Annotated in this window: 17 protein-coding genes; 8 read left to right on the top strand and 9 right to left on the bottom strand. The window is 67.8% G+C overall.

Features of this window, described 5'->3' with window-relative positions:
* Positions 1-246: 246 nt before the first annotated feature.
* Complete coding sequence (gene yddG / locus WS95_RS03455; protein WP_063890146.1) at positions 247-1,188, top strand: aromatic amino acid DMT transporter YddG; 942 nt, start codon at positions 247-249, stop codon at positions 1,186-1,188.
* Positions 1,189-1,258: 70 nt separating this feature from the next.
* Here the strand turns inward: yddG and WS95_RS03450 are convergent, their stop codons facing one another.
* A complete protein-coding gene (locus tag WS95_RS03450) occupies positions 1,259-1,897 on the bottom strand; it encodes a LysE family translocator (protein WP_179950163.1) in 639 nt (212 codons plus the stop codon).
* 118 nt (positions 1,898-2,015) lie between these two features.
* A complete protein-coding gene (locus WS95_RS03445; RefSeq protein ID WP_059822322.1) occupies positions 2,016-2,912 on the bottom strand; it encodes a LysR family transcriptional regulator in 897 nt (298 codons plus the stop codon).
* Between the two features lie 619 nt (positions 2,913-3,531).
* On the opposite strand from WS95_RS03445, the gene WS95_RS03440 reads away from it, so the two are divergent.
* Positions 3,532-3,789: a hypothetical protein gene (locus WS95_RS03440; RefSeq protein WP_006478949.1), complete on the top strand. Its 258-nt coding sequence runs from the start codon at positions 3,532-3,534 to the stop codon at positions 3,787-3,789.
* Positions 3,790-4,075: 286 nt separating this feature from the next.
* The gene (locus WS95_RS03435) at positions 4,076-4,375 is read left to right on the top strand and encodes a DUF4148 domain-containing protein (RefSeq protein ID WP_059822320.1); all 300 of its coding nucleotides are present in this window, start codon (positions 4,076-4,078) and stop codon (positions 4,373-4,375) included.
* 87 nt (positions 4,376-4,462) lie between these two features.
* Here WS95_RS03435 and WS95_RS03430 read toward each other — a convergent pair whose 3' ends face one another.
* The 3 genes from WS95_RS03430 to WS95_RS03420 all read right to left on the bottom strand — a co-directional run bounded on the left by WS95_RS03430 (position 4,463) and on the right by WS95_RS03420 (position 8,251).
* Positions 4,463-6,235, bottom strand: a complete 1,773-nt coding sequence (locus WS95_RS03430; protein ID WP_059822319.1) for a GGDEF domain-containing protein — start codon at positions 6,233-6,235, stop codon at positions 4,463-4,465.
* The gene (locus WS95_RS03425; protein WP_059822316.1) at positions 6,232-7,362 is read right to left on the bottom strand and encodes an extracellular solute-binding protein; all 1,131 of its coding nucleotides are present in this window, start codon (positions 7,360-7,362) and stop codon (positions 6,232-6,234) included. The genes WS95_RS03430 and WS95_RS03425 overlap by 4 nt, the downstream gene beginning before the upstream one ends.
* A 166-nt stretch (positions 7,363-7,528) precedes the next feature.
* Positions 7,529-8,251, bottom strand: a complete 723-nt coding sequence (locus WS95_RS03420) for a FadR/GntR family transcriptional regulator (RefSeq protein ID WP_059784995.1) — start codon at positions 8,249-8,251, stop codon at positions 7,529-7,531.
* 267 nt (positions 8,252-8,518) lie between these two features.
* Between WS95_RS03420 and uxuA the strand changes: the two genes are divergently transcribed.
* The 3 genes from uxuA (at position 8,519) to WS95_RS03405 (ending at position 11,667) form a co-directional block, all read left to right on the top strand.
* Positions 8,519-9,580: a mannonate dehydratase gene (gene uxuA, locus WS95_RS03415; RefSeq protein ID WP_179950162.1), complete on the top strand. Its 1,062-nt coding sequence runs from the start codon at positions 8,519-8,521 to the stop codon at positions 9,578-9,580.
* Between the two features lie 72 nt (positions 9,581-9,652).
* The gene (locus WS95_RS03410) at positions 9,653-10,963 is read left to right on the top strand and encodes an MFS transporter (RefSeq protein WP_059822315.1); all 1,311 of its coding nucleotides are present in this window, start codon (positions 9,653-9,655) and stop codon (positions 10,961-10,963) included.
* Between the two features lie 314 nt (positions 10,964-11,277).
* Entirely contained in the window at positions 11,278-11,667 is a 390-nt protein-coding gene (locus tag WS95_RS03405; protein ID WP_034204738.1) for a hypothetical protein, read from the top strand.
* A gap of 243 nt (positions 11,668-11,910) precedes the next feature.
* Here WS95_RS03405 and WS95_RS03400 read toward each other — a convergent pair whose 3' ends face one another.
* From WS95_RS03400 to WS95_RS03385, 4 genes are all read right to left on the bottom strand, one after another.
* Positions 11,911-13,191, bottom strand: coding sequence for a virulence factor family protein (locus WS95_RS03400; RefSeq protein WP_059822313.1), 1,281 nt, complete (start codon positions 13,189-13,191; stop codon positions 11,911-11,913).
* Positions 13,188-15,782, bottom strand: a complete 2,595-nt coding sequence (gene mprF, locus WS95_RS03395) for a bifunctional lysylphosphatidylglycerol flippase/synthetase MprF (RefSeq protein ID WP_059822311.1) — start codon at positions 15,780-15,782, stop codon at positions 13,188-13,190. Before mprF ends, WS95_RS03400 begins: the two co-directional genes overlap by 4 nt.
* A gap of 414 nt (positions 15,783-16,196) precedes the next feature.
* Complete coding sequence (locus WS95_RS03390) at positions 16,197-16,631, bottom strand: hypothetical protein (RefSeq protein ID WP_034204735.1); 435 nt, start codon at positions 16,629-16,631, stop codon at positions 16,197-16,199.
* A gap of 81 nt (positions 16,632-16,712) precedes the next feature.
* Positions 16,713-17,627, bottom strand: coding sequence for a LysR family transcriptional regulator (locus tag WS95_RS03385; RefSeq protein ID WP_059783380.1), 915 nt, complete (start codon positions 17,625-17,627; stop codon positions 16,713-16,715).
* A 107-nt stretch (positions 17,628-17,734) separates the two neighbouring features.
* On the opposite strand from WS95_RS03385, the gene WS95_RS03380 reads away from it, so the two are divergent.
* Entirely contained in the window at positions 17,735-18,175 is a 441-nt protein-coding gene (locus WS95_RS03380; RefSeq protein WP_059822309.1) for a GlcG/HbpS family heme-binding protein, read from the top strand.
* A 4-nt stretch (positions 18,176-18,179) separates the two neighbouring features.
* Positions 18,180-18,956 (top strand): SDR family oxidoreductase, encoded by a 777-nt coding sequence (locus WS95_RS03375; RefSeq protein ID WP_059822308.1) that lies wholly within the window; start codon positions 18,180-18,182, stop codon positions 18,954-18,956.
* The last annotated feature ends 76 nt before the right edge of the window (positions 18,957-19,032 follow it).

Here is a 19,032-nt window from a genome sequence, read left to right as displayed (position 1 = left end):
CTCGACGCGATCGGACCCGCGCTGTCGGGATCGGCGCCGCGTGGCGTATCGACGACGCGTGATCGGCTCGCGCGACCGAATCGATCGTACGCGCCGATCCACCTGCGTCGCTGCAACCGCCGCCCCACCGTAAAATGCGCGTTTCCCGCGAAATCTTCCCGTTGTCTCGCCGTTCGTGATGACGGCACGCGCAGACGGACTCACATCATCCGAAATCGAATGGGCATGTTGAAACAGGCAGCACGCATGAAACGCAAGAACAAGGCAACGCTCATCGGGCTCGGCGCGGTGCTGTTATGGGCGTCGGTGGTCGCGCTCGTCCGCGGGGTCAGCGAAAGCCTCGGCGCGACCGGCGGTGCGGCGATGATCTACACGGTGGCGTCCGTGCTTCTGCTGTTTTCGATCGGCTTCCCCGACCTGAGCCGATTCCCGAAAAACTATCTGCTGTGGGGCGGGCTGCTGTTCGTGTCGTACGAGCTGTGCCTGGCGTTGTCGATCGGCTACGCGAGCAACGCTCGGCAAACGATCGAAGTCGCGATGGTCAACTATCTGTGGCCGAGCCTCACGCTCGTCGCCGCCATCGTGTTCAACAAGCAGCGCGCAAACCTGCTGGTCGTGCCCGGCGTCCTGCTGTCGATGCTCGGCATCTGCCGGGTGCTCGGCGGCGACCGGGGGCTCGATCCGGCCGGCATGCTGCGCAACGTCGCGGACAATCCGCTCAGCTACGGCCTGGCGTTCTTCGGCGCGCTGATCTGGGCCGGCTATTGCACGGTGACCGCACGCATCGCCGACGGCAAGAACGGCGTCACGCCGTTCTTCATGCTGGTCGCCGCGGTGCTGTGGATCAAGTTCGCGATCGAAGGCGGCGGCGGCATGACGTTCAGTTTTCATGCGATCGTGTACCTCGTGCTCGCGGCGTCGGCGCTCGGCTTCGGCTATGCGGCCTGGAACACCGGCATCATGCACGGCAACGTGACGATCATCGTCGGCGCATCGTACTTCACGCCGGTGCTCGCCGCCGCCTTCGCCGCCGCGCTGCTGGATGCGCCGCTGTCGGCCGAATTCTGGCAAGGCGCGGCGATGGTGTGCGGCGGCTCGATTCTGTGCTGGCTCGCGACGCGCAAGCGGCGTGACGAAGCCGAGCCCGTGCGGATCGCCAAGGAAGCCGAGGGCAATTGCCACGGGTGACGATGGCCGGCGCCGTCGACGGAAGGCCGGATCGCGGCCGGCCATGCGCCGACGCGTCGACCGCCGCGCACTAACGCTGCGATTCCAGCGCAATCCGCACGGCCAGCCCAGCCAGCACCGTCCCCATCAACCAGCGCTGAACCGCCGCCCACAGCGGCCGCCCTGCAAGAAAACCCGCGATCGATCCGGCCGCGCAGGCAATCAGCGCGTTGACGTTGACGCTGACGCTCACCGCGATCTGCACGCAGCCGAGCGCCAGCGATTGCGCGAGCACGCTGCCGTGCCCCGGCACGACGAACTGCGGCAGCAACGACAGATACATCACCGCGATCTTCGGGTTCGCGAGATTCGTGACGAAGCCCATCGCGAACAGCCTGACGCGGCTGTCGTGCGGCAACTGCCGGACCTGGAACGCGGAGCGCCCGCCCGGCTTCAGCGCCTGCCACGCCAGGTACGCGAGATACAGCGCGCCGGCCAGGCGCAGCGCATCGTACGCATACGGCACGGTCATCACCAGCGCGGTGATACCCACTGCCGCGCACACCATGTAGAACACGAATCCCAGCGCGACGCCGCCGAGCGACACCAGTCCGGCGCGGCGGCCTTGGCAGATCGAGCGCGACACCAGATAGATCATGTTCGGTCCGGGCGTCAGCACCATGCCGAGCGACACGAGTCCGAACGCAACGAGGGTGGGCAAGGCCGGCACGGCACACTCCTTCATGGCAACGACAACGAGGTTCGAGCAATATATTGCATCCCGACCTTCATCGGCATGAATAAACTGCAAGCAGCCCATGAGCGCCGTTCATCGTGCGCGCCGGTCGCTATCTGCCGTTTTTCGCGCGGGTCCGAATCGCCTTTTCGGCCTTCGCACGTTGCGCGTCGACGAGCCGCACGAACGCGTCGGTAACCGCGTTGCCGGCGGTATTCCACGCCAATCGCACGGAGCGATGCAGCCGCGGAGACAGTGCCAGCACGCGGCCGCCGAACGGCGTGTACGTGAGCGTGATGCGCGGCACGATCGATACGCCCATGCCGGCCTCCGCCATCGACAGGATCGTGCGCATCTCGACCACGTTGAATGCAGCCCGAAGCGGTACGCCGCCGCGCGCGAAGTAATCCGCGATCACCGGCCCGCATCCCGCCTTCGAGAAAATGAACGGCGCCGCGGCCAACTGCCTGGCCGACACGCTCTTGCGGCCAACGAACCTGTCGTCGGCCGCCACCGCGACGAAATCCTCGTCGAGCAGCGGCAGGTTGTGCGCGAACGTCTTCGTGCCGGCGACCACGCCGACGTCGGCCGTCCCGTCGTCGATCCACCCTTCGACTTCGCTGTCCGTCCCTTCGAGCAGCACCGCCGATACGCCGGGGTGCATCTCCTTCAACGCCTCGAGCGCGGGAACGACGAACGCCAGCGACACGCTGGGCAGCGACGCGACCACCAGCTTCCCTTCGAGTTTGCCGCGCGACAGGCTGAACTGCTGGCGCAGCATCTGTGCTTCCCGCACCACGCTCTGGACATACGGCCACAGGCGTTCGCCGGCCGCCGTCAGGACGACCGGCTGCCGGTCGCGCCACAGCAGCTTGACCTGCGTGATGTCCTCCAGCTCCGTCAGCGCGTGGCTGATCGCGGATTGACTGCGGCTGAGCCGGTCTGCCGCGGCCGTCAGCGAACCGAGTTCGACCACGGCGGCCAGCGCCTGCAACTGGGCGAGCGTCATCGGGTTTCCTTGTTCGGGGTTGTATGTCGTACATGAAGCGACCGATCGACTTGAATTATATTGAACCGATGTGACGATCACGCAGCCGACACGCGTACCTCGCCACGCACGCGGCGGATGCCCCGTGCGCCGCCGGGGTACGACGGACGATCGAACCGCCGGCATGCTGCGTGCGACCGAGCGCGCATGCGTTCTGAAAGCTGCAACGCGTAGTATTCGCAGACCCGGCGTATCGCCCCCCACCGACGGCACGGACGATACGGGACCGGTTTTGCCGCACGTACGCCGATGTCGACGTCGGCGTTGCCATGTCTACAAAGGCACGAAATGGAAACCTATGTGTTGCTGGGCTGCGGATTGGGCATGGGCCTGTTGATGGCGATCTGGGGTATCTGGTCGCTCCGATGACGCGCGCCGGCCCCGCCCGCGCGCAAGGAATCCGTATGGAGACGGACGGAAAGCCGTAGTTGTCCGCGAACCATTCCGGCCCACTTGATTCGCAGTCCGATTCAGTCTGCCGGCGCCTGTGCTCCGCGCCGCCGGCGCCTCTGCCGCCCGGCGCACGATACCTTCGGCGCCAAGCCCTGCTCCATTCCCGAAGACGGGTTAGACTAGCCGGATGGAACAATGCCGTTATTGTCAGAGAATCCGGGACGAATGGGATTGCCATGGCGACGAATGCCGTCGGGCGATCGCCAAGGCGCTGCGCCGGCAGCGCGCGGGCCTGCCGATGGTCCCCGATCGCATCCGCAACGAGCTGCCGTCCGGCGCGCCGACCCAGCAGGTGATCGCCGTCCTGTCGCGCCAGCGCCTGCGTGCGCGCCGCGGCAACGAGGAACGCCGCGAGCGCAAGGAAATCGACGACGACGGGGTCTGAGCACCCCTGACGCGATCCCGCCGCGAGACATTCGCCGGCCCTGCGCAGCCGGGTGCGTGCCCGTGCGCCCGTGCACGACATCCCGCCCTTCACTTTCCCGTTATTGCCTCCCATCCCCGCAATACAGCATGGGGACGGTACATGTTTGCCTCGAAATTATTACTCCCAGCGCAACGATCTTTCACTCAAACTCACGTTTACCCTAGGTGAGCCGGCGCCTACGATGTAATCAACCGCTGACGATATGGTGTCGAACGCGGAAAGCCAATAAACATCGGAGGTCATCATGAAATCGCTCGTTTCCGCAGTCGCCGCCGCCGTCGCGCTGTCCGCCTCGTTCGGCGCATTCGCGCAAAGCACCGTGACCCGCGCCCAAGTGCGCAACGAACTGGTCCAGCTCGAAAACGCCGGTTACAAGCCCAGCCAGTCGAGCCCGTACTACCCGGCCGACATCCAGGCCGCGCAGGCCCGCGTGCACGGCACCGACAACAGCGGCTTCGGTTCGCAACCGGCCGCGGCCGTCGAGAGCGGCGCACCGGCCGTCCGGGCACAGAACCCGCGCGACTCGGTCTACTTCGGCCACTAAGCGTGCCGCTGCGCGCCCCGCGCGTGCATCCCGCATCGAAGACGAGCCCGTCAAGCGACGGGCTCGTCTTGCGTTCCGACGCGCCGTTCAGCGGCTACCGCCCGACGCGACGCGGCCACTCTCGTCGGGCACGCCGCCGCGGACCAGATCCTGATAGCGCACGCACACGCACTGCGCGGACGCCTTCGCCGCGTACATCGCCGCGTCGGCCTTGACGAGCAACTCCTCGGCCGACGCGCCATCCGCGGGAAACTCGCTGACGCCGATGCTCGCGCCGACGGCCATGCGTCCTTCGTCGAACTCCAGCTCCTCGGCCATCACGATCTGGATGCGCGTCGCGACATCGCCGATCACCGCCGGCGAACGCACGTCCGAAATCAGCACGATGAATTCGTCACCGCCGAGCCGGGCCACCATGTCGCCGCCGCGCAGCACCTGGCTCAACCGCTTCGCGACCGTGACGAGCGTGCGGTCGCCGGCCGAGTGCCCGTGCTGGTCGTTGATCTGCTTGAAGCGGTCGAGATCGACGAACATCACCGCCAGCCCCTCGCCCACCGCGGCCGCATGCCGGATCGCGGCATCGAGATGCTCCATGAACAGCAGGCGATTCGGCAGGCCGGTCAGCGGGTCGTGACCGGCGAGGTGCGTCAGCTCCAGTTGCTTCGCGCGCAACATCGCCATCTGCGTGCGAATCTCGACGCGCATGCTGTCGAAACAGCGCGCGAGCACGCCGATCTCGTCGGCCCGCGCAACGGGCAGCCGTTCGGCCGCCGGATCGTCGAACACGTGCGTCGCGGCGCGTGCGAGCGTCTGCAGCGGCCGCGTGATCGCACGCGCGAACAGGATCGCGAGGATCACCGCCAGCACGCTCGATACGAGCACCATCCGGACGATCCGTCCGCCCAGCATGCCGGCCGGCGCGAGCACGTCCGCCAGCGGGCGTGCCATCCCGAGCACGACGAAGCGGTTGCCCTCGTCGTGCCCGAACGGCGTGCGCACGAACGCGAACATCTGTCCCGGCGCCTCGTCGGGCTGAGCGAGCCCATTGAGCGTCACGCTCGTGCGCTCGCTGTCGAACAGCGCAGGCGTGCCGGCGAAGCGGTCCTGCATCAGCACACGCCGGCCGCGATCGAAGCCGAACGTCTGCTGCGGATCGGGATGCACGAGAAAATCGCCCCATTCGTTCGCGAGATAGACCCCATAGTCGTCCGGCAGATCGCGTTCGAGGCGGTCGAACACCCGAGAAAGCTCGACGTCGACGACGAGTGCCCCGACCGTCCGACCCGATGCGTCGGTCACCGGCGTCCCCACGCGCAGGATCGGCAGGCCTTCGGCCGCATGCGATCCCGTCTCGTGATTGATCGCGATCGGCGACAGGTAGATATGGCCCGGCGCCGTCGCGAGCGTATCGAATACGTAGGAGAACTGCCCTTTCTCCTGAAACACGCTTTCGGGCAGCACGACGATGCCGCGCGCATCGCGATCGAGGCGAATGCGTTCGATCCCGAAATGCCCGCTCGCGATCAGGCGGATCTGCAGGTATTCCGCGTGATTTCTCATGAAGCTGTAATACACCTGCTCGAGCCGCGTGCGCCGCGCGGCGTCCGGATGGTCGTCGCCCGCGACGAACGCGGACGACGGCAACTGCGCGAGCACGAGCGCATCGTCGGCAACGTCGGCGAGCGCGGTCGCGAAGCGCTGCCCGAGCAGTTGCGTCGACATCAGCAGGCTGTGCTGCGCCTCCTGCACGAGCATCGCGCGGTTGGCGCGATACGCGTAGTAGCCGGTCGTACCGGACGCAATCACGCCGATGCACGCGAACAGCACCGACAGCTTCGACGTGAGCCCGAGCCGGATCATTTTCCGAACCGCTCCGGCCGATCGCCCGACACGATGCGGCTCCACAGCGACTCGCGGCGCGCGATGTCCTCCACGGGCTGAAGCCACACGAGATGCTGATGCCCGGTATCCAGGCCGTGCGGCGGCTCGAGCGTGTTCGCGAGCCCCTGACGCTCGGTCAGCAGCGCGCCGATCGCCGGTTCGAGCATGTAGTTGATCCACGCTAATGCAAGCTCGGGACGGAGCGCGCCGCGCGTGACGGCCCAGCAATCGAGCCACGCGAGTGCGCCTTCGTCCGGGATCACGTAGCCGACGTCCGCGCCGGCGCGACGCAACTGCTCGACCTGCTGCGTGCCGTAGTTGCCGAACATCAGCGCCGCGCGATGCTGGACGAACAGCGCGGTCGCTTCTTCGGGAAGCGTGTAGTACGTCAGCAGGTTGCGGCGCAGGTCGATCAGCTTGCGGGCCACGACGAGCGTCTGGGCGGGCGACAGGTGGAATGGATCGGGATAGCCGAGCGCCAGCGCCGTGAACGAAAAATTGTGCTGCGCGCTGTTGAAGTCGAGCACCTTGCCGCGATAGCGCGGATTCCACAGCTCGCGCATCGAGTGCGGCGCGGCCGGCACCTGCTTGCGGTCGTAGATCAGCCCCATCGACGAATACGTGAACGGGATCGCGTAGGATGCGCCGTCCTGCACGAGCCCGCCAATCGTCGCGAGCTGCTGGAAATTCGGCAATTGCCGCCGCCGGTTCGGGATCCGCGACAGGTCGATCGGCGCGAGCAGATGTTCGTGCGCATAGCGCTGGATCTCGGCCGTGTTCGCGGCGAGCACGTCGTACGGCGGCGGCGAAGCGCCGTGCATCCGCGTCCACAGCGCTTCGTCGGAATCGACCTGCGTCACCTCGACCCGCACGTGGAACTGCGCCTCGAATGCGCTGACGATATCGCTGTCCGCGTAACCGGGCCAGGCCAGCACGCGCAGCACGTTGTCGTTGACGGTTTCGGGAGAGGCGGCGAAGGCTGGCAGAGCGAGTGCGAGCAAGCCCAGCGTGAATACGACGAGCAGCGCGCGCACGGCGCCGCGGGCGCGTGTGCGTACGCCGATTCCCCTGATCAATCGCCCCCCGCGTGGATCGCCCGGCTGCATTCGACTGTCCTTTTTCGAGTCGATGCGATATCCCGCAACGAGACCATAAAACGCATGGTCACGCAATCGGAACAAGCCGCACATCGCGCATTTTCATCGGGTCTCGCGGTGGAATGCGACCCGATTACGTCGGCCGGGTCGGGCCGCGAATACGCGACGACGACCGTCAGCGCCAGGCCTGCGTGAATTCGGCGATCACGCGCGACAGGTGGGCGCGCATCGCGTCGCGCGCCCCGTCCGCGTCGCGCGCCATGATCGCCGCGAAGATTCGCTGGTGATCTTCCTGCGACGCCTCGCGCAGCGCGGTCGAGTGAAAGTGCTCCTCGATCTTGTCCCACAGCGGATCGCTGCGCGCGCAGTCCCACATCGCCGTGACCATGTGCAGCAGCACCGTATTGCCGGTGGATTCCGCGATTCGCAGGTGAAACTGGCGATCGGCCGCGTCGTAGGCGGCCTTGTCGCTCATCTGCTCGCGCATCGTCGTCAACGAGAAAAACAGGCGGTCGAGATCGGCATCCTTGCGTTCGGTCGCCGCGAGCGCCGCGACTTCCGCCTCGATCAGCCCGCGCGCGCGCAGCGTCTCGATCGGCCCCGGCCCGCGCGGCACGTCGAACGTCACCGGCCGCGCGGCATCGGCCGCCGACACGTAGATGCCCGAGCCGATCCGCACCTCGACGATCCCCTGCACTTCGAGCGCGATGATCGCCTCGCGCACCTGCGTGCGGCTCACGCCGAACTGGTCGGCCAGGCTGCGCTCCGACGGCAGTCGTGCGCCGGCCTCGAACGCGCCAGCGGCCACCATCGCGTGAATCTGCCGCGCAAGGCCGATATAGGAGCGGTCCGCGGCATCGGTGTCGCGGCTGGCGGACAGGGTGGAAAGATCGGTCATCGAAAGGCTCGCAACGGGCTGGCCGGCGCCGTTGCGGCGCCGGATCGCCAAAATGGTACACCAATTTGGTTCGAAGCCTGTTCGGCCTGTCGGCTATCTTTACCAGGCGGGTCCGTGAACGTTACGGCGACCGTCATCCGGCCTGACAACTGGTAAACCACTATCCCGCACAACTGGCATACCAATCATAATCCGCACACCGACGCCGGGCCGGCACGCCGCCGCCCCGTCGTCCACCGCATGAACCGCCAGCCAGGAGCCGCTCCAGTGAAGATGTCTTTCCGTTGGTACGGCGAGTCCGATCCGGTCTCGCTGCAATACATCCGCCAGATCCCCGGCGTCACGCATATCGTGTCCGCGATCTACGACGAACCGGTGGGCGAGGTCTGGCCCGCGCACAAGATCGACGCGCTGAAGGCGACGATCGAACGCGCCGGCCTGCAGTTCGACGTCGTCGAATCGGTGCCCGTGCACGAGGACATCAAGCTCGGCAAGCCGACCCGAGACCGCCTGATCGACCAGTACCGGCAGACCATCCGCCATCTTGGCGCGGCCGGCATCCGCGTCGTCTGCTACAACTTCATGCCCGTGTTCGACTGGACGCGCACCGAGCTGTCGAAGACGCTCGACGACGGATCGACCTGCCTCGCGTTCAGCACCGACGCGGTCGACCGGATCGATCCGAACGACGGCATCGCGCTGCCCGGCTGGGATTCGAGCTACCGGCCCGAACAGTTGCAGGCGCTGCTCGCCGACTACCGCGACGTCGACGAGAACGCGCTGTGGGCCAATCTCGAGTACTTCCTGAAGGCGATCGTTCCGGTCGCCGAGGAAGCCGGCGTGAAGATGGCGATCCATCCCGACGATCCGCCTCGCCCGATCTTCGGGCTGCCGCGCATCGTGAAGAACCGCGACGATCTCGCGCGGATCGTGCGCATCGTCGACTCGCCCGCGAACGGGCTGACGCTGTGCTCGGGCTCGCTCGGCGCGGGCCCCGAGAACGATGTCGAAGCGCTCGTGCGCGAATTCGGCGCGATGGGCCGGATCCACTTCGCGCACATCCGCAACGTGAAGGTCGACGCGAACGGCGATTTCGAGGAAACCGCGCACCTGTCGAGCTGCGGCTCGCTCGACATCGCCGCGATCGTGAAGGCGTATCACGACACCGGCTTCACCGGCTACGTGCGCCCCGACCACGGCCGCATGATCTGGGGCGAGACCGGCAAGCCCGGCTATGGCCTCTACGATCGCGCGCTCGGCGCGGTCTACCTGACCGGCCTGTGGGAAGCGTTGGCGAAGTTCGACCGCGCGCCGCAAGCGTCGCGGTAATTCGCCCTTCGAGGCGGCCGGCGCAGCGGATCGCCGGTCGCCCGCCACGATATTCCGCACGGAGACACCTGCATGCCACGCATCCGATGGGCCATGATCCTGATGTGCTTCCTGGCCAACGTCATCAACTTCATCGACCGCGCGAACCTCGCGATCGCCGCGCCCAGCATCCGCGCCGACCTCGGCCTCGACGCGGTCGGCATGGGGCTCGTGCTGAGCGCGTTCTTCTGGACCTATGCGTTCCTGCAATTGCCGGCCGGCTGGTTCATCGACAAGGTCGGCGTGCGCGTGAGCCTCGCGCTGGCCGTCGGCTGGTGGTCGGTGTTCACGGTCGCGACGGGCGCCGCGCGCGGCCTCGCGCAACTCGTCGGCGTGCGGCTGATGCTCGGCGTCGGCGAGGCGGCCGCGATCCCATCGTTCGCGAAGGTCGCGTTCAACTGGTTTCCGCGCAGCGAGCGCGGCCTGGCCAGCAGCATCTTCGACAGCGGCTCGCGCGTCGGCTCCGCGCTGTCGCTGCCGCTCGTCGCGTGGCTGATCTCGATCGTCGGCTGGCGCGGGTCGTTCGTGATCACGGGCGGGATCGGCATCGTGTGGGCGCTGGCATGGTGGTTCGTCTATCGCGACCCGGAACGCTATCGCGCGATCGCGCCGGACGCCGTCGATGCGCTGCTCGCGCAACGCGGCGCCCCGACGGTTGCGGCCGCAACCGTCGGCCCGAAGGTGTCGTGGCTCGACCTGTTCCGCTACCGCACCGTGTGGGGCATGATGATCGGCCTGTTCTGCCTGAACTTCGCGATCTACTTCTTCATCACGTGGTTCCCGAGCTACCTGTTGCAATCGCGCGGCTTCTCGCTCGCGTCGCTCGGCACGTGGGGCATGCTGCCCGCGCTGCTCGCGATTCCCGGCGGCTGGCTCGGCGGCTACGTGTCGGACAGCCTGTTCCGCCGCGGCTGGAGCGCCACCGCCGCGCGCAAGACCTGCCTCGTGCTCGGCATGCTGCTGTCGTCGTCGATCGCGCTGTCGGCGTTCGTCGAAAACGTGTGGGCCTGCCTCGGCCTGTTCGCGCTCGCGTATGCCAGCCTGTCGTTCGCCGGCGCCAACGTGTGGACGCTCGTCGGCGAAGTCGCGCCGACGCCTGCGCACGTCGCATCGCTCGGCGGCATCCAGAACTTCGCGGGCAATCTCGCGGGAATCTTCATCACGACCTTCACCGGCGTGATGCTGTCGATCACGAAAGGCTCGTTCGTCGTGCCGCTCGCGGTGGCCGGTGCGCTGTGCGTGGTCGGCGCGCTGTCGTACCTGTTCGTCGTCGGCAAGGTCGAACCGTTGCCGCCGCTGCGGCGCGGCGGCAGCGAGAGAAATGTCGAGCCGAACGCGGCCTGACGCAGCGGGACGGCGCGGCCGAAACACCCACGCTTTCCCTTTCGGTCGCGCGTCGGACAATGAGCCGCGCTCGCCGTTTTCGGCCTCGCACGGCTTCGAGCGCGGCGTGCGCGTGAACCTCGGCCAGCCGTGGAGTCGCGACATCGAACGCGCGATCCGCGTGCTCGGCGGACCGGTCGCGCCACCGTCGGTCCGTCGGTCCGCCGGGCCGGCCGAGTCGCACGACGCGCGCGCTGCGCTGGCTGCGTCACGGCCATGCAGCCGATCGGCGCACGGGTTACATTGCAGCTCCTGCCGCCCTTTCGCGATTGCCCATGAGCCCACTGCCTTACCTCGATCACGACGCGCTGCTGACACTCGCGGCCGAAGCGGCGCACGTCACGCAGCCGTGCACGTGCACGAAGACCTCGCTCGCCGGCTGGACGACCCTGCCGCTGTCGCTGCCGGACACGCAACTGATCGAAGTGGCCACGCTCGCGCCGCCCGACGACGCGGAGCCGACCTACGCGGAACATCATCCGGCCGGCACGCGCTATGCGTCGGACGACGCGCCGATCGCGCCGCGTCATTTCCCGTACAACCGCTGCACCGTCAGCCGCTGCCGCGCGTGTGGCCGCCTGTTCCTGCGCTACCAGGAAGGCGGCGGCTACTTCGTCGACCAGCGCATCCGCGCGCTCGATCCGGCGCTCGTCGTCGACGCGTGACCGCGGGACGTACGGGGTTTTCGAGCGCGCGGCCCGTGCGCGGCGAGGCCACCGATCTCGCGACCGCACGCCGGCAACTCGACCTATTTCCGGGCTTGCGTTAGCACGATACGAGAACGGTCATGCCGCCGCAGGACCCGGCAGCGCAGGCCGCAAAATGAAACGGGCGGCTCGCTGGCCGCCCGTACGATGAACCGGAAGCAAACCGGCCGACGCCCGCCGTCACGCGGGCGCCGCCGGCGTTCAGTGCGCCGCTGCCGGCTTGCCGAACGCGCCGAGGATCTTCTTCTCGAGCGCGACGTAATCGCGGCCGAAGTGGTGATCGCCCTGCGTCTTGATCACGTCGGCGCCCGTGTTCGCGAGTGCGGGGCACATCGTGTCCGACTCTTGCGCGCCATAGAAGCACTGCACGCGTTGTGGCGGCACCTTCGCGATTTCCGGCGCGACCTTCAGCGCCTTGTCGCTCGCAGGCATGCCGAGCCAGCCCGTCACGCGGATCTGGAAATCGGCCGACGGCGCGAAGCCGAGCAGCGACATCACCGCGACCTTGTCGCGCAGGTCCGCCGGCAGCCGGTTGTACGCGAACGGCATCACGTCGGCGCCGAACGAATAGCCGACCAGCGCCACGCGGCTCGCATGCCAGCGCGCCATGTAGGTGCGCATCACGCGGGCAAGATCGCGACTCACCTGTGCGGGCGGCTTCTCGCTCCAGAAATAACGCAGGCTGTCGATGCCGACCACCGACACGCCGTCGCGCTGCAGCGCCTCGGCGATCGTCTTGTCGAGATCGCGCCAGCCGCCGTCGCCCGAGATCACGATCGCGAGCCGGTCGCTGCCGCCCTTGGCCGGCAGTTCGACGAGCGGCAGATCCGACACGTCGAGCTCGTCGCTGCTGCTGGTGTCGCGCAAGTGCGACGTGACGAGCGACACGAGCTTGGCCGAATCGCCCGCGGCGGCCGTTTCGACGAAACCCGGCATCGCGCGGCGCACGATCGTCGGATCGGGCGGACACGGCTTGAAGCGCGGATCGAGCTTCGCGGCCGGCTCCACCGCGACGACGCCGGCGATCGTATTCTCCGGCGCCATCGACAGGATCTGCTTGGCGATTGCGCCGCCCTGGCCCACCCCCGCGACGATCGGCGTGAAATAGCGCGACGATTGCGCGAGACGTTCGAGCTGATGGCTGACCGCCTCGGCGTCGCCGTCGAGGTGATGGCAGGCCTCCTGCTTCCCGGCGAGATTCGCCGCGTAACGCCCCGAATCGACGCCGACCGTCATCGCGCCGGCTTGCGCGAGCGCATCGGCCGCCTGCTGATCGGCGACCTGCCAGCCGGCCCCACGCGAGAACAGCACGACGAACCCACGCAGCGGCCCGCTCGGCCTGGTCACGGTCACGGGCCCGTAGCGGCCGCCGGACACGGTTTCGGCTTTCGCGGCGGCCGGCTGCGCGGCGCACGCGGCGCCGGCCAGCATCATTCCCGCGCAGGCGGCTGCCGCCCGCGCGATTACCTTCTTCAACATCATGAACGCCGACCTCCAGCCAGCAATGACAGATCCGCAAGCGTGACGAACACGCCGACCGAGCCCGAGGCCGCGAGATAACGCGGCTCCCAGTGCGGTTCGAACTTGCTCTTGAAAGCGCGCAAGCCGCGGAAGTTGTAGAAGCGGCCGCCGAAGCGCCAGACCATCAGGCCGAGCCGGTGGAACGGCGACGGCATCTTCGCCGCCCCCATCCCCGAGAACGGCGCGATGCCCAGGCTGAGCTTGCGGAACCCCGCTTCCTTCAGATGCAGCGCGAGCTGCGTAAACAGGTACTCCATCGCGTACGGCGATGCGTCCGGCAGATGGCGCATCACGCCGACCGTCGCCTCGGTGTTGAGATCGGTCGTCATGAACGTGACGAACGCGATCGGCTTGTCGGCCTGCCGCACCAGCATCACCGACTGCGTCGCGAGATAGCCGTCGTGGAACGCAGCCACCGAGAAACTCTTCTCGCGCGCATCGCGACTGTCGAGCCAGCCGTCGGAGATGTCGCGCAGCGCCGGCAGCGCGGCCGGCACGTCGCCCGGCGCGATCACCTCGACCGTCAGCGCATCCTTGTCGCCACGGCGCAGCGCGTAGCGCAGGTGCGATCGATTCGATCCTTTCAGATCGAACTGATCGAGCGCGATGTGCGCTTCCTCGCCCAGCTTCATCAGCGTGAGCCCTGCGTCGAGATACAGCGGCAACGCGTTGGCGCGCACCTGGTAGAACGCCGCGCGGCCGCTGTGCGCGTGCGCGAGCGCGATGAACTTGCTGATCAGCGCCGGCCACTCTTCACGCGGCCCGACCGGGTCGTGCAGCGCGGCCCACGTGCGGCCGTTCTTCGCGTACATCAGGAACGCGCGGCGCGACTCGGAGAACAGGAACGACTTGTCGCCCATCAGCGCGAGACCCGCATCGCTGCACTCCTGCGCGCGGATGATCTGCTCCGCGTCGACCAGGTCCTGCTCCGCGGGCTTCACGAAACGTCCGGGCGCCGGGCGCAGCAATTGCCACAGCGCGAACAGCGCGACGAACACGCCGGCCGCGAGCGTCGCGCGCAGCGCCCGCGGCGCGCGCGCATCGAACGAGAAATGCGACCACAACTCGCGCGTGTAAGGCACGTCGCGGAACGCGAAGAACAGCACCCACACGGCCAGCATCAGCACCATCGCCACCGACACGAACCAGCTGACGGTGAAGCGCTCGGCGAGCAGCGAAGAATGACGGTTGAACCGGCGCCGGCTGACGAGCAGCAGCACGAGCAGCGTGCCGAGCACGCCGGCCTCGACGAACGCAAGGCCCTTGGCCAGCGACAGCGCGAGGCTCGCGAGCGTCAATGCGAAGGTCATCCACCAGGCGCCGTCGAGCCGGCGCAGCAGCCCGCGCGCGACGAACAACAGCGCGACGCCGAGCACGCTGCAGATCACCTGCGAGCCTTCGAGCACCCACAGCGGCACGATGTGGCGCAGGATCGCGATCCGATGCCAGAACGCGGGCGTCGCGCTCGAGATCACCAGCATTCCGCCGACCGCGAACGTCACGAGGCTCAGGAACACCGGCGCCAGTTGCGACACGCGCACGGCCTGCCGCGTCACGAGCCGGCGCCGCAGCGCGCGGCCCTCGAAACCGGCGAGCAGGCCCGCCGACAGCACGAGCGGCACGCCGAAATAGATCGCGCGATACGCGATCAGCGCGGCGACCATCGCGTGCGCGGGCACTTCGTGACCGAGCGTGAAGACCATCGCCGCTTCGAACACGCCGATCCCGCCCGGCGTATGGCCGATCATCCCGAGCAGCAACGCGGCCGCGTAAACGGTGATGAAGGTCGGGAAGCCGACTGGTGCAGCCGGCAGCAACACCCACAGCGTCAGGCCCGCGGCAACGACGTCGAGCACCGCATAGACGACCTGCGCGACGAGATCGCGTCGCGCCGGCACGTCGAACGACAGCCATTTGAAGCGCGTGACGACCGGGCGCGCGGTGTTGCCGCACAGCACGACCAGCGCGGCGAGCACGACCAGCAGGGCAGCGCCCGTCCACGTGAGCACGCCGGGCGCGACGTGCAGCATCGCGGCGAGCGCCTCCGGCACGCAGACCATGCCGACCGCCGTCATCAGCACCATCGCGAGCGCCAGCGTGCCGCTCGTGAATACCGTCATCCGGCCGATCTGGGCAGGCGTGACGCCCGACACGCCGTACACGCGCGCGCGCACCGCGCCGCCCGTCAGCGCGCCGAAGCCGGTCGCGTTGCCGAGCGCGGAACCGGCAATCGCGCCGATCCACAGCGCGACGCGCGGCACCCTGGCCGCGACATAGCGCAGGCCGACCGCATCGCGGGCGACGAGCGCGAGATAGCTGAGGGCCGTCGCGGCCAGCGACGCGCCCCACTCGCGGACGGACATGTGACGCAACTGGCGGATCACCGACCGGTAGTCGACGGATTCCGACAGATGCTGGAAAACCACGATCAGCAGCAGGCCGATGCCGAGCGCGAGCAGCGGCGACAGCACGCGCTCGTTGCGGATCAGCGCCCGGGCACGGGCGATCACCGCCGCGGCGCGACCGGGCGAACCAGAGTGGCGGGAAGACATAACGTGTTCAGTGGTGGTGCATAGCGTGTCGCGGCGCGGGTTGGCCGGGCGGCGACGTATCTGTTGTTCTGCGTGGGCGGCCGGCCGAATACGGCCTCGTGGCGCCTGGATCAGAACTTACGAGTATACGGAATTAATATTACAGAATCTTTCACGTCGACTTTGTGCGGATTTGTGGTGTCTCGCACAGCAAGACGCACCGAGAAACAGGGCGTCCGACGAACGCAAGGTGCGCATCATACCGGGAACCGGGGCGGTTTTTTCATCGGACGAATGACTTCTCGTCCATTTGGGAGGAATCTGCCCGACGGACTCCGGCCGGCGAGGACGAAAGCGTCGCGCCGCGACGCTTCAGCGGAATGGGGGCAGATTGATTCGGACGTGCGCATCCGCGCGGAAACGTCCTGGCCTCCGTTACTTTGCCCGCTCATGCTCTCCCAAGCCGATCGCCTTGTAATCGTAAGTCGGATAGAACTCCGTCCGGTACACGCCCCAGGCCGTATCCTCGAGCACGCGATTGACCTCGCGCAGCCGCGACGCCGGCAGCCGCAGCACGACGATCTGCCCGATCCCCATCGTCACGGTCCAGCTCACCACCTCGACGCCCGGCGGCGGAAACGCCTTGTAGAACCCCTGCTTCGCGAGCTGCGCATTCAGCTCCGCGAGCGGGCGCGATTCGTCGTGCTTCAGAAAGACGGTCAGCAGGACCGCGTTGTCGGGCGTCGCGACCGCCGAACCGGCCGGCACCGTCGACGTCTGGCCGATGGCCGGTGCGCCGGAAAGCGCGACGGCCGCCAACGCGGCGGCAATCACGAGCGTCCGAATCGGAACATGCGGGAATACGGTCATTGCGCGACTCCATGGCTTCGTGGCTGGAGCCGCCATCATGCACCGCCGGATCGATCGCTGCAGCGAGCCGCGCCGATGCGATTACGCCGCATCGCCGGCCGCGCGCTCGCGCAGCACGTCGATGAACGCGCGCAGCTTGGCCGGCACGTGCTTGCGATTCACGTAATACAACCACATCGGCGGCAACGTGCGGCATGCACCGGGCAGCACCTCGACGAGCGTGCCGTCGCGCAGGTCCTGCTCGATCCGCTCGCGCATGAACGCGAACGCAATGCCGACGCCCGCGCGCGCCGCATCGATCACCGCATCGTCGTCGTTCGTCACGAACACGCCGTCCGGATCGAGATCGACGTCGCGTTGCCCGTCGCGCAGCAGCCATTTATGCAAACGGCCGCTTTCCGAGAAACGGAAACGAACGCACGCATGATGCTCGAGCTGCGCGATCGACGCCGGCACACCGTAGCGCGCCAGATAAGCGGGCGACGCGACCAGCGCACACGTCAACGCAGGCGCGATCCGCACGCCGATCATGCCCGGCTGCAACCGGTCGGCGAGGCGGATCCCCGCGTCGAAGCCGTCCTTTGCGATGTCGACGAGTTCGTTCTCGTAGCGAATTTCGAGCCGGACTTTCGGATAGCGTTCGCGGAACGTGGCGAGCACCGGCGCGATCACGCGCAAGCGTGCGAGCGGCAGCGCGGTCACGCGCAACAGCCCGTTCGGCTCGCTGCGCGCGTCCTTCAGTTCGTCGCGTGCCTGCACGACCTGACGGTACGCAGGCTCGGTCTGCCGCAGGTAGCGCTGGCCGGCTTCGGTGAGGCTCACGCCGCGCGTGCTCCGGTTGAACAGCTTCACGTTCAGCTCGCCCTCGAGCTGCCCGATCGCGAGGCTGACGGCAGCCGGCGTCAGGCCCAGCGCGGCGGCGGCGCGCGTGAAGTTACCGGCCGTCGCGACGGTCATGAACACGTGCAGCCCGGCCATTGGATCGCGTCGGCTCATCGTCTGTCCATCATTAGAAAAACTTGAAACTGCTTCGAGCGGAATACGGATTCTGCCATATACCGTCGCTGCCTACACTGGCGCTGTCGTCCCCATCGGAGCCTCGCATGAACCCGCTCATCGCCGCCCTGCCCCTCGCCGCCGCCCGCCGCACGATCGACGCGGCGCTCGCCCATGCCGCGTCGCTGCAGGTGGCCGGCGTCGCGATCGCCGTCGTCGACGCCGGCGCCAACCTGCTCGCATTCGCACGCACCGACAACTGTTTTCTCGGCGCGATCGACCTCGCGCAGCGCAAGGCGCTGACGGCGATCCGCTTTCGCGCGTCGACCGCGTCGCTGGGCGCGATGTCCGGCGTGGATGGGCCGTTGCGCGGCATCGAGCACAGTCACGGCGGGCTCGTCACGTTCGGCGGCGGCGAGCCGCTCATCGACGGCGACTGGCGCTGCGTCGGCGCAGTCGGCGTGTCGGGCGGCAGCGTCGAACAAGACGAAGCGATCGCGCGAGCCTGCAGCGATCATTTCCTGGCAACACTCAACCGCAAGGAGTAAGCACATGGCACGCAAACGCATCCTCATCACCGGCGCGGGATCGGGCTTCGGCCTCGAAGTCGCGCTACGGCTCGCCGAGCGCGGCCATGACGTGACGGCCGGCGTCCGCGCCGCCGCCGAGATCGACGTCGTGACGAGCGCCGCCGCGCAACGCGGCGCCGCGCTGCGCGTCGTCAAGCTCGACGTCACGTCCGCATACGACCGCGCCCGCGCGGCCGATCTCGACATCGACGTGCTCGTCAACAACGCGGGCGTCGGCGAAGCCGGCGCGCTCGTCGACCTGCCGATCGAGATCGTGCGCGAACTGTTCGACGTCAACGTGCTCGGCCCGCTCGAGCTCACGCAACAGGTCGCGCGCGGGATGCTCGCGCGCCGGCACGGCAAGATCGTGTTCGTGTCGTCGATTGCCGGGTTGATCACCGGTCCGTTCACGGGTGCGTACTGTGCGTCGAAACATGCGGTCGAATCGATCGCCGAGGCGATGCATGCCGAACTGGCGCCGCACGGCATCCGCGTCGCGGTCGTGAACCCGGGCCCGTACCGCACGGGTTTCAACGACCGGATGATGGAAACGACGCGGCGCTGGCACGATCCGGCCGTGCATACCGTGACGCCGGAAAAGCTGACCTTCCCGCTCGAACAGCACGACCCGGAGGAAATGATCGCGAAGATGGTCGACGTGATCGACAGTGACGGCGGCGCGTTCCGCAACCTGCTGCCGCGGTCGGCGGAGGAGTTCGTCCGCGCCGAGCAGGCGCATGCGTGGGATCGCCAGCAGTAATGCAAACCGGCGGCGGCAGGCGGTTCACGCAGAGGCGCCCCGCCAGCCGCCAGCCACGCGACGCGCGGCGTTCGGC

Origin of the sequence: Burkholderia sp. MSMB1826, assembly GCF_001526325.1 — a bacterium.
GTDB lineage: Bacteria > Pseudomonadota > Gammaproteobacteria > Burkholderiales > Burkholderiaceae > Burkholderia.
The sequence above is the reverse complement of the archived record's forward strand: the minus strand, read 5'-3'. Positions and strand labels throughout refer to the sequence as shown.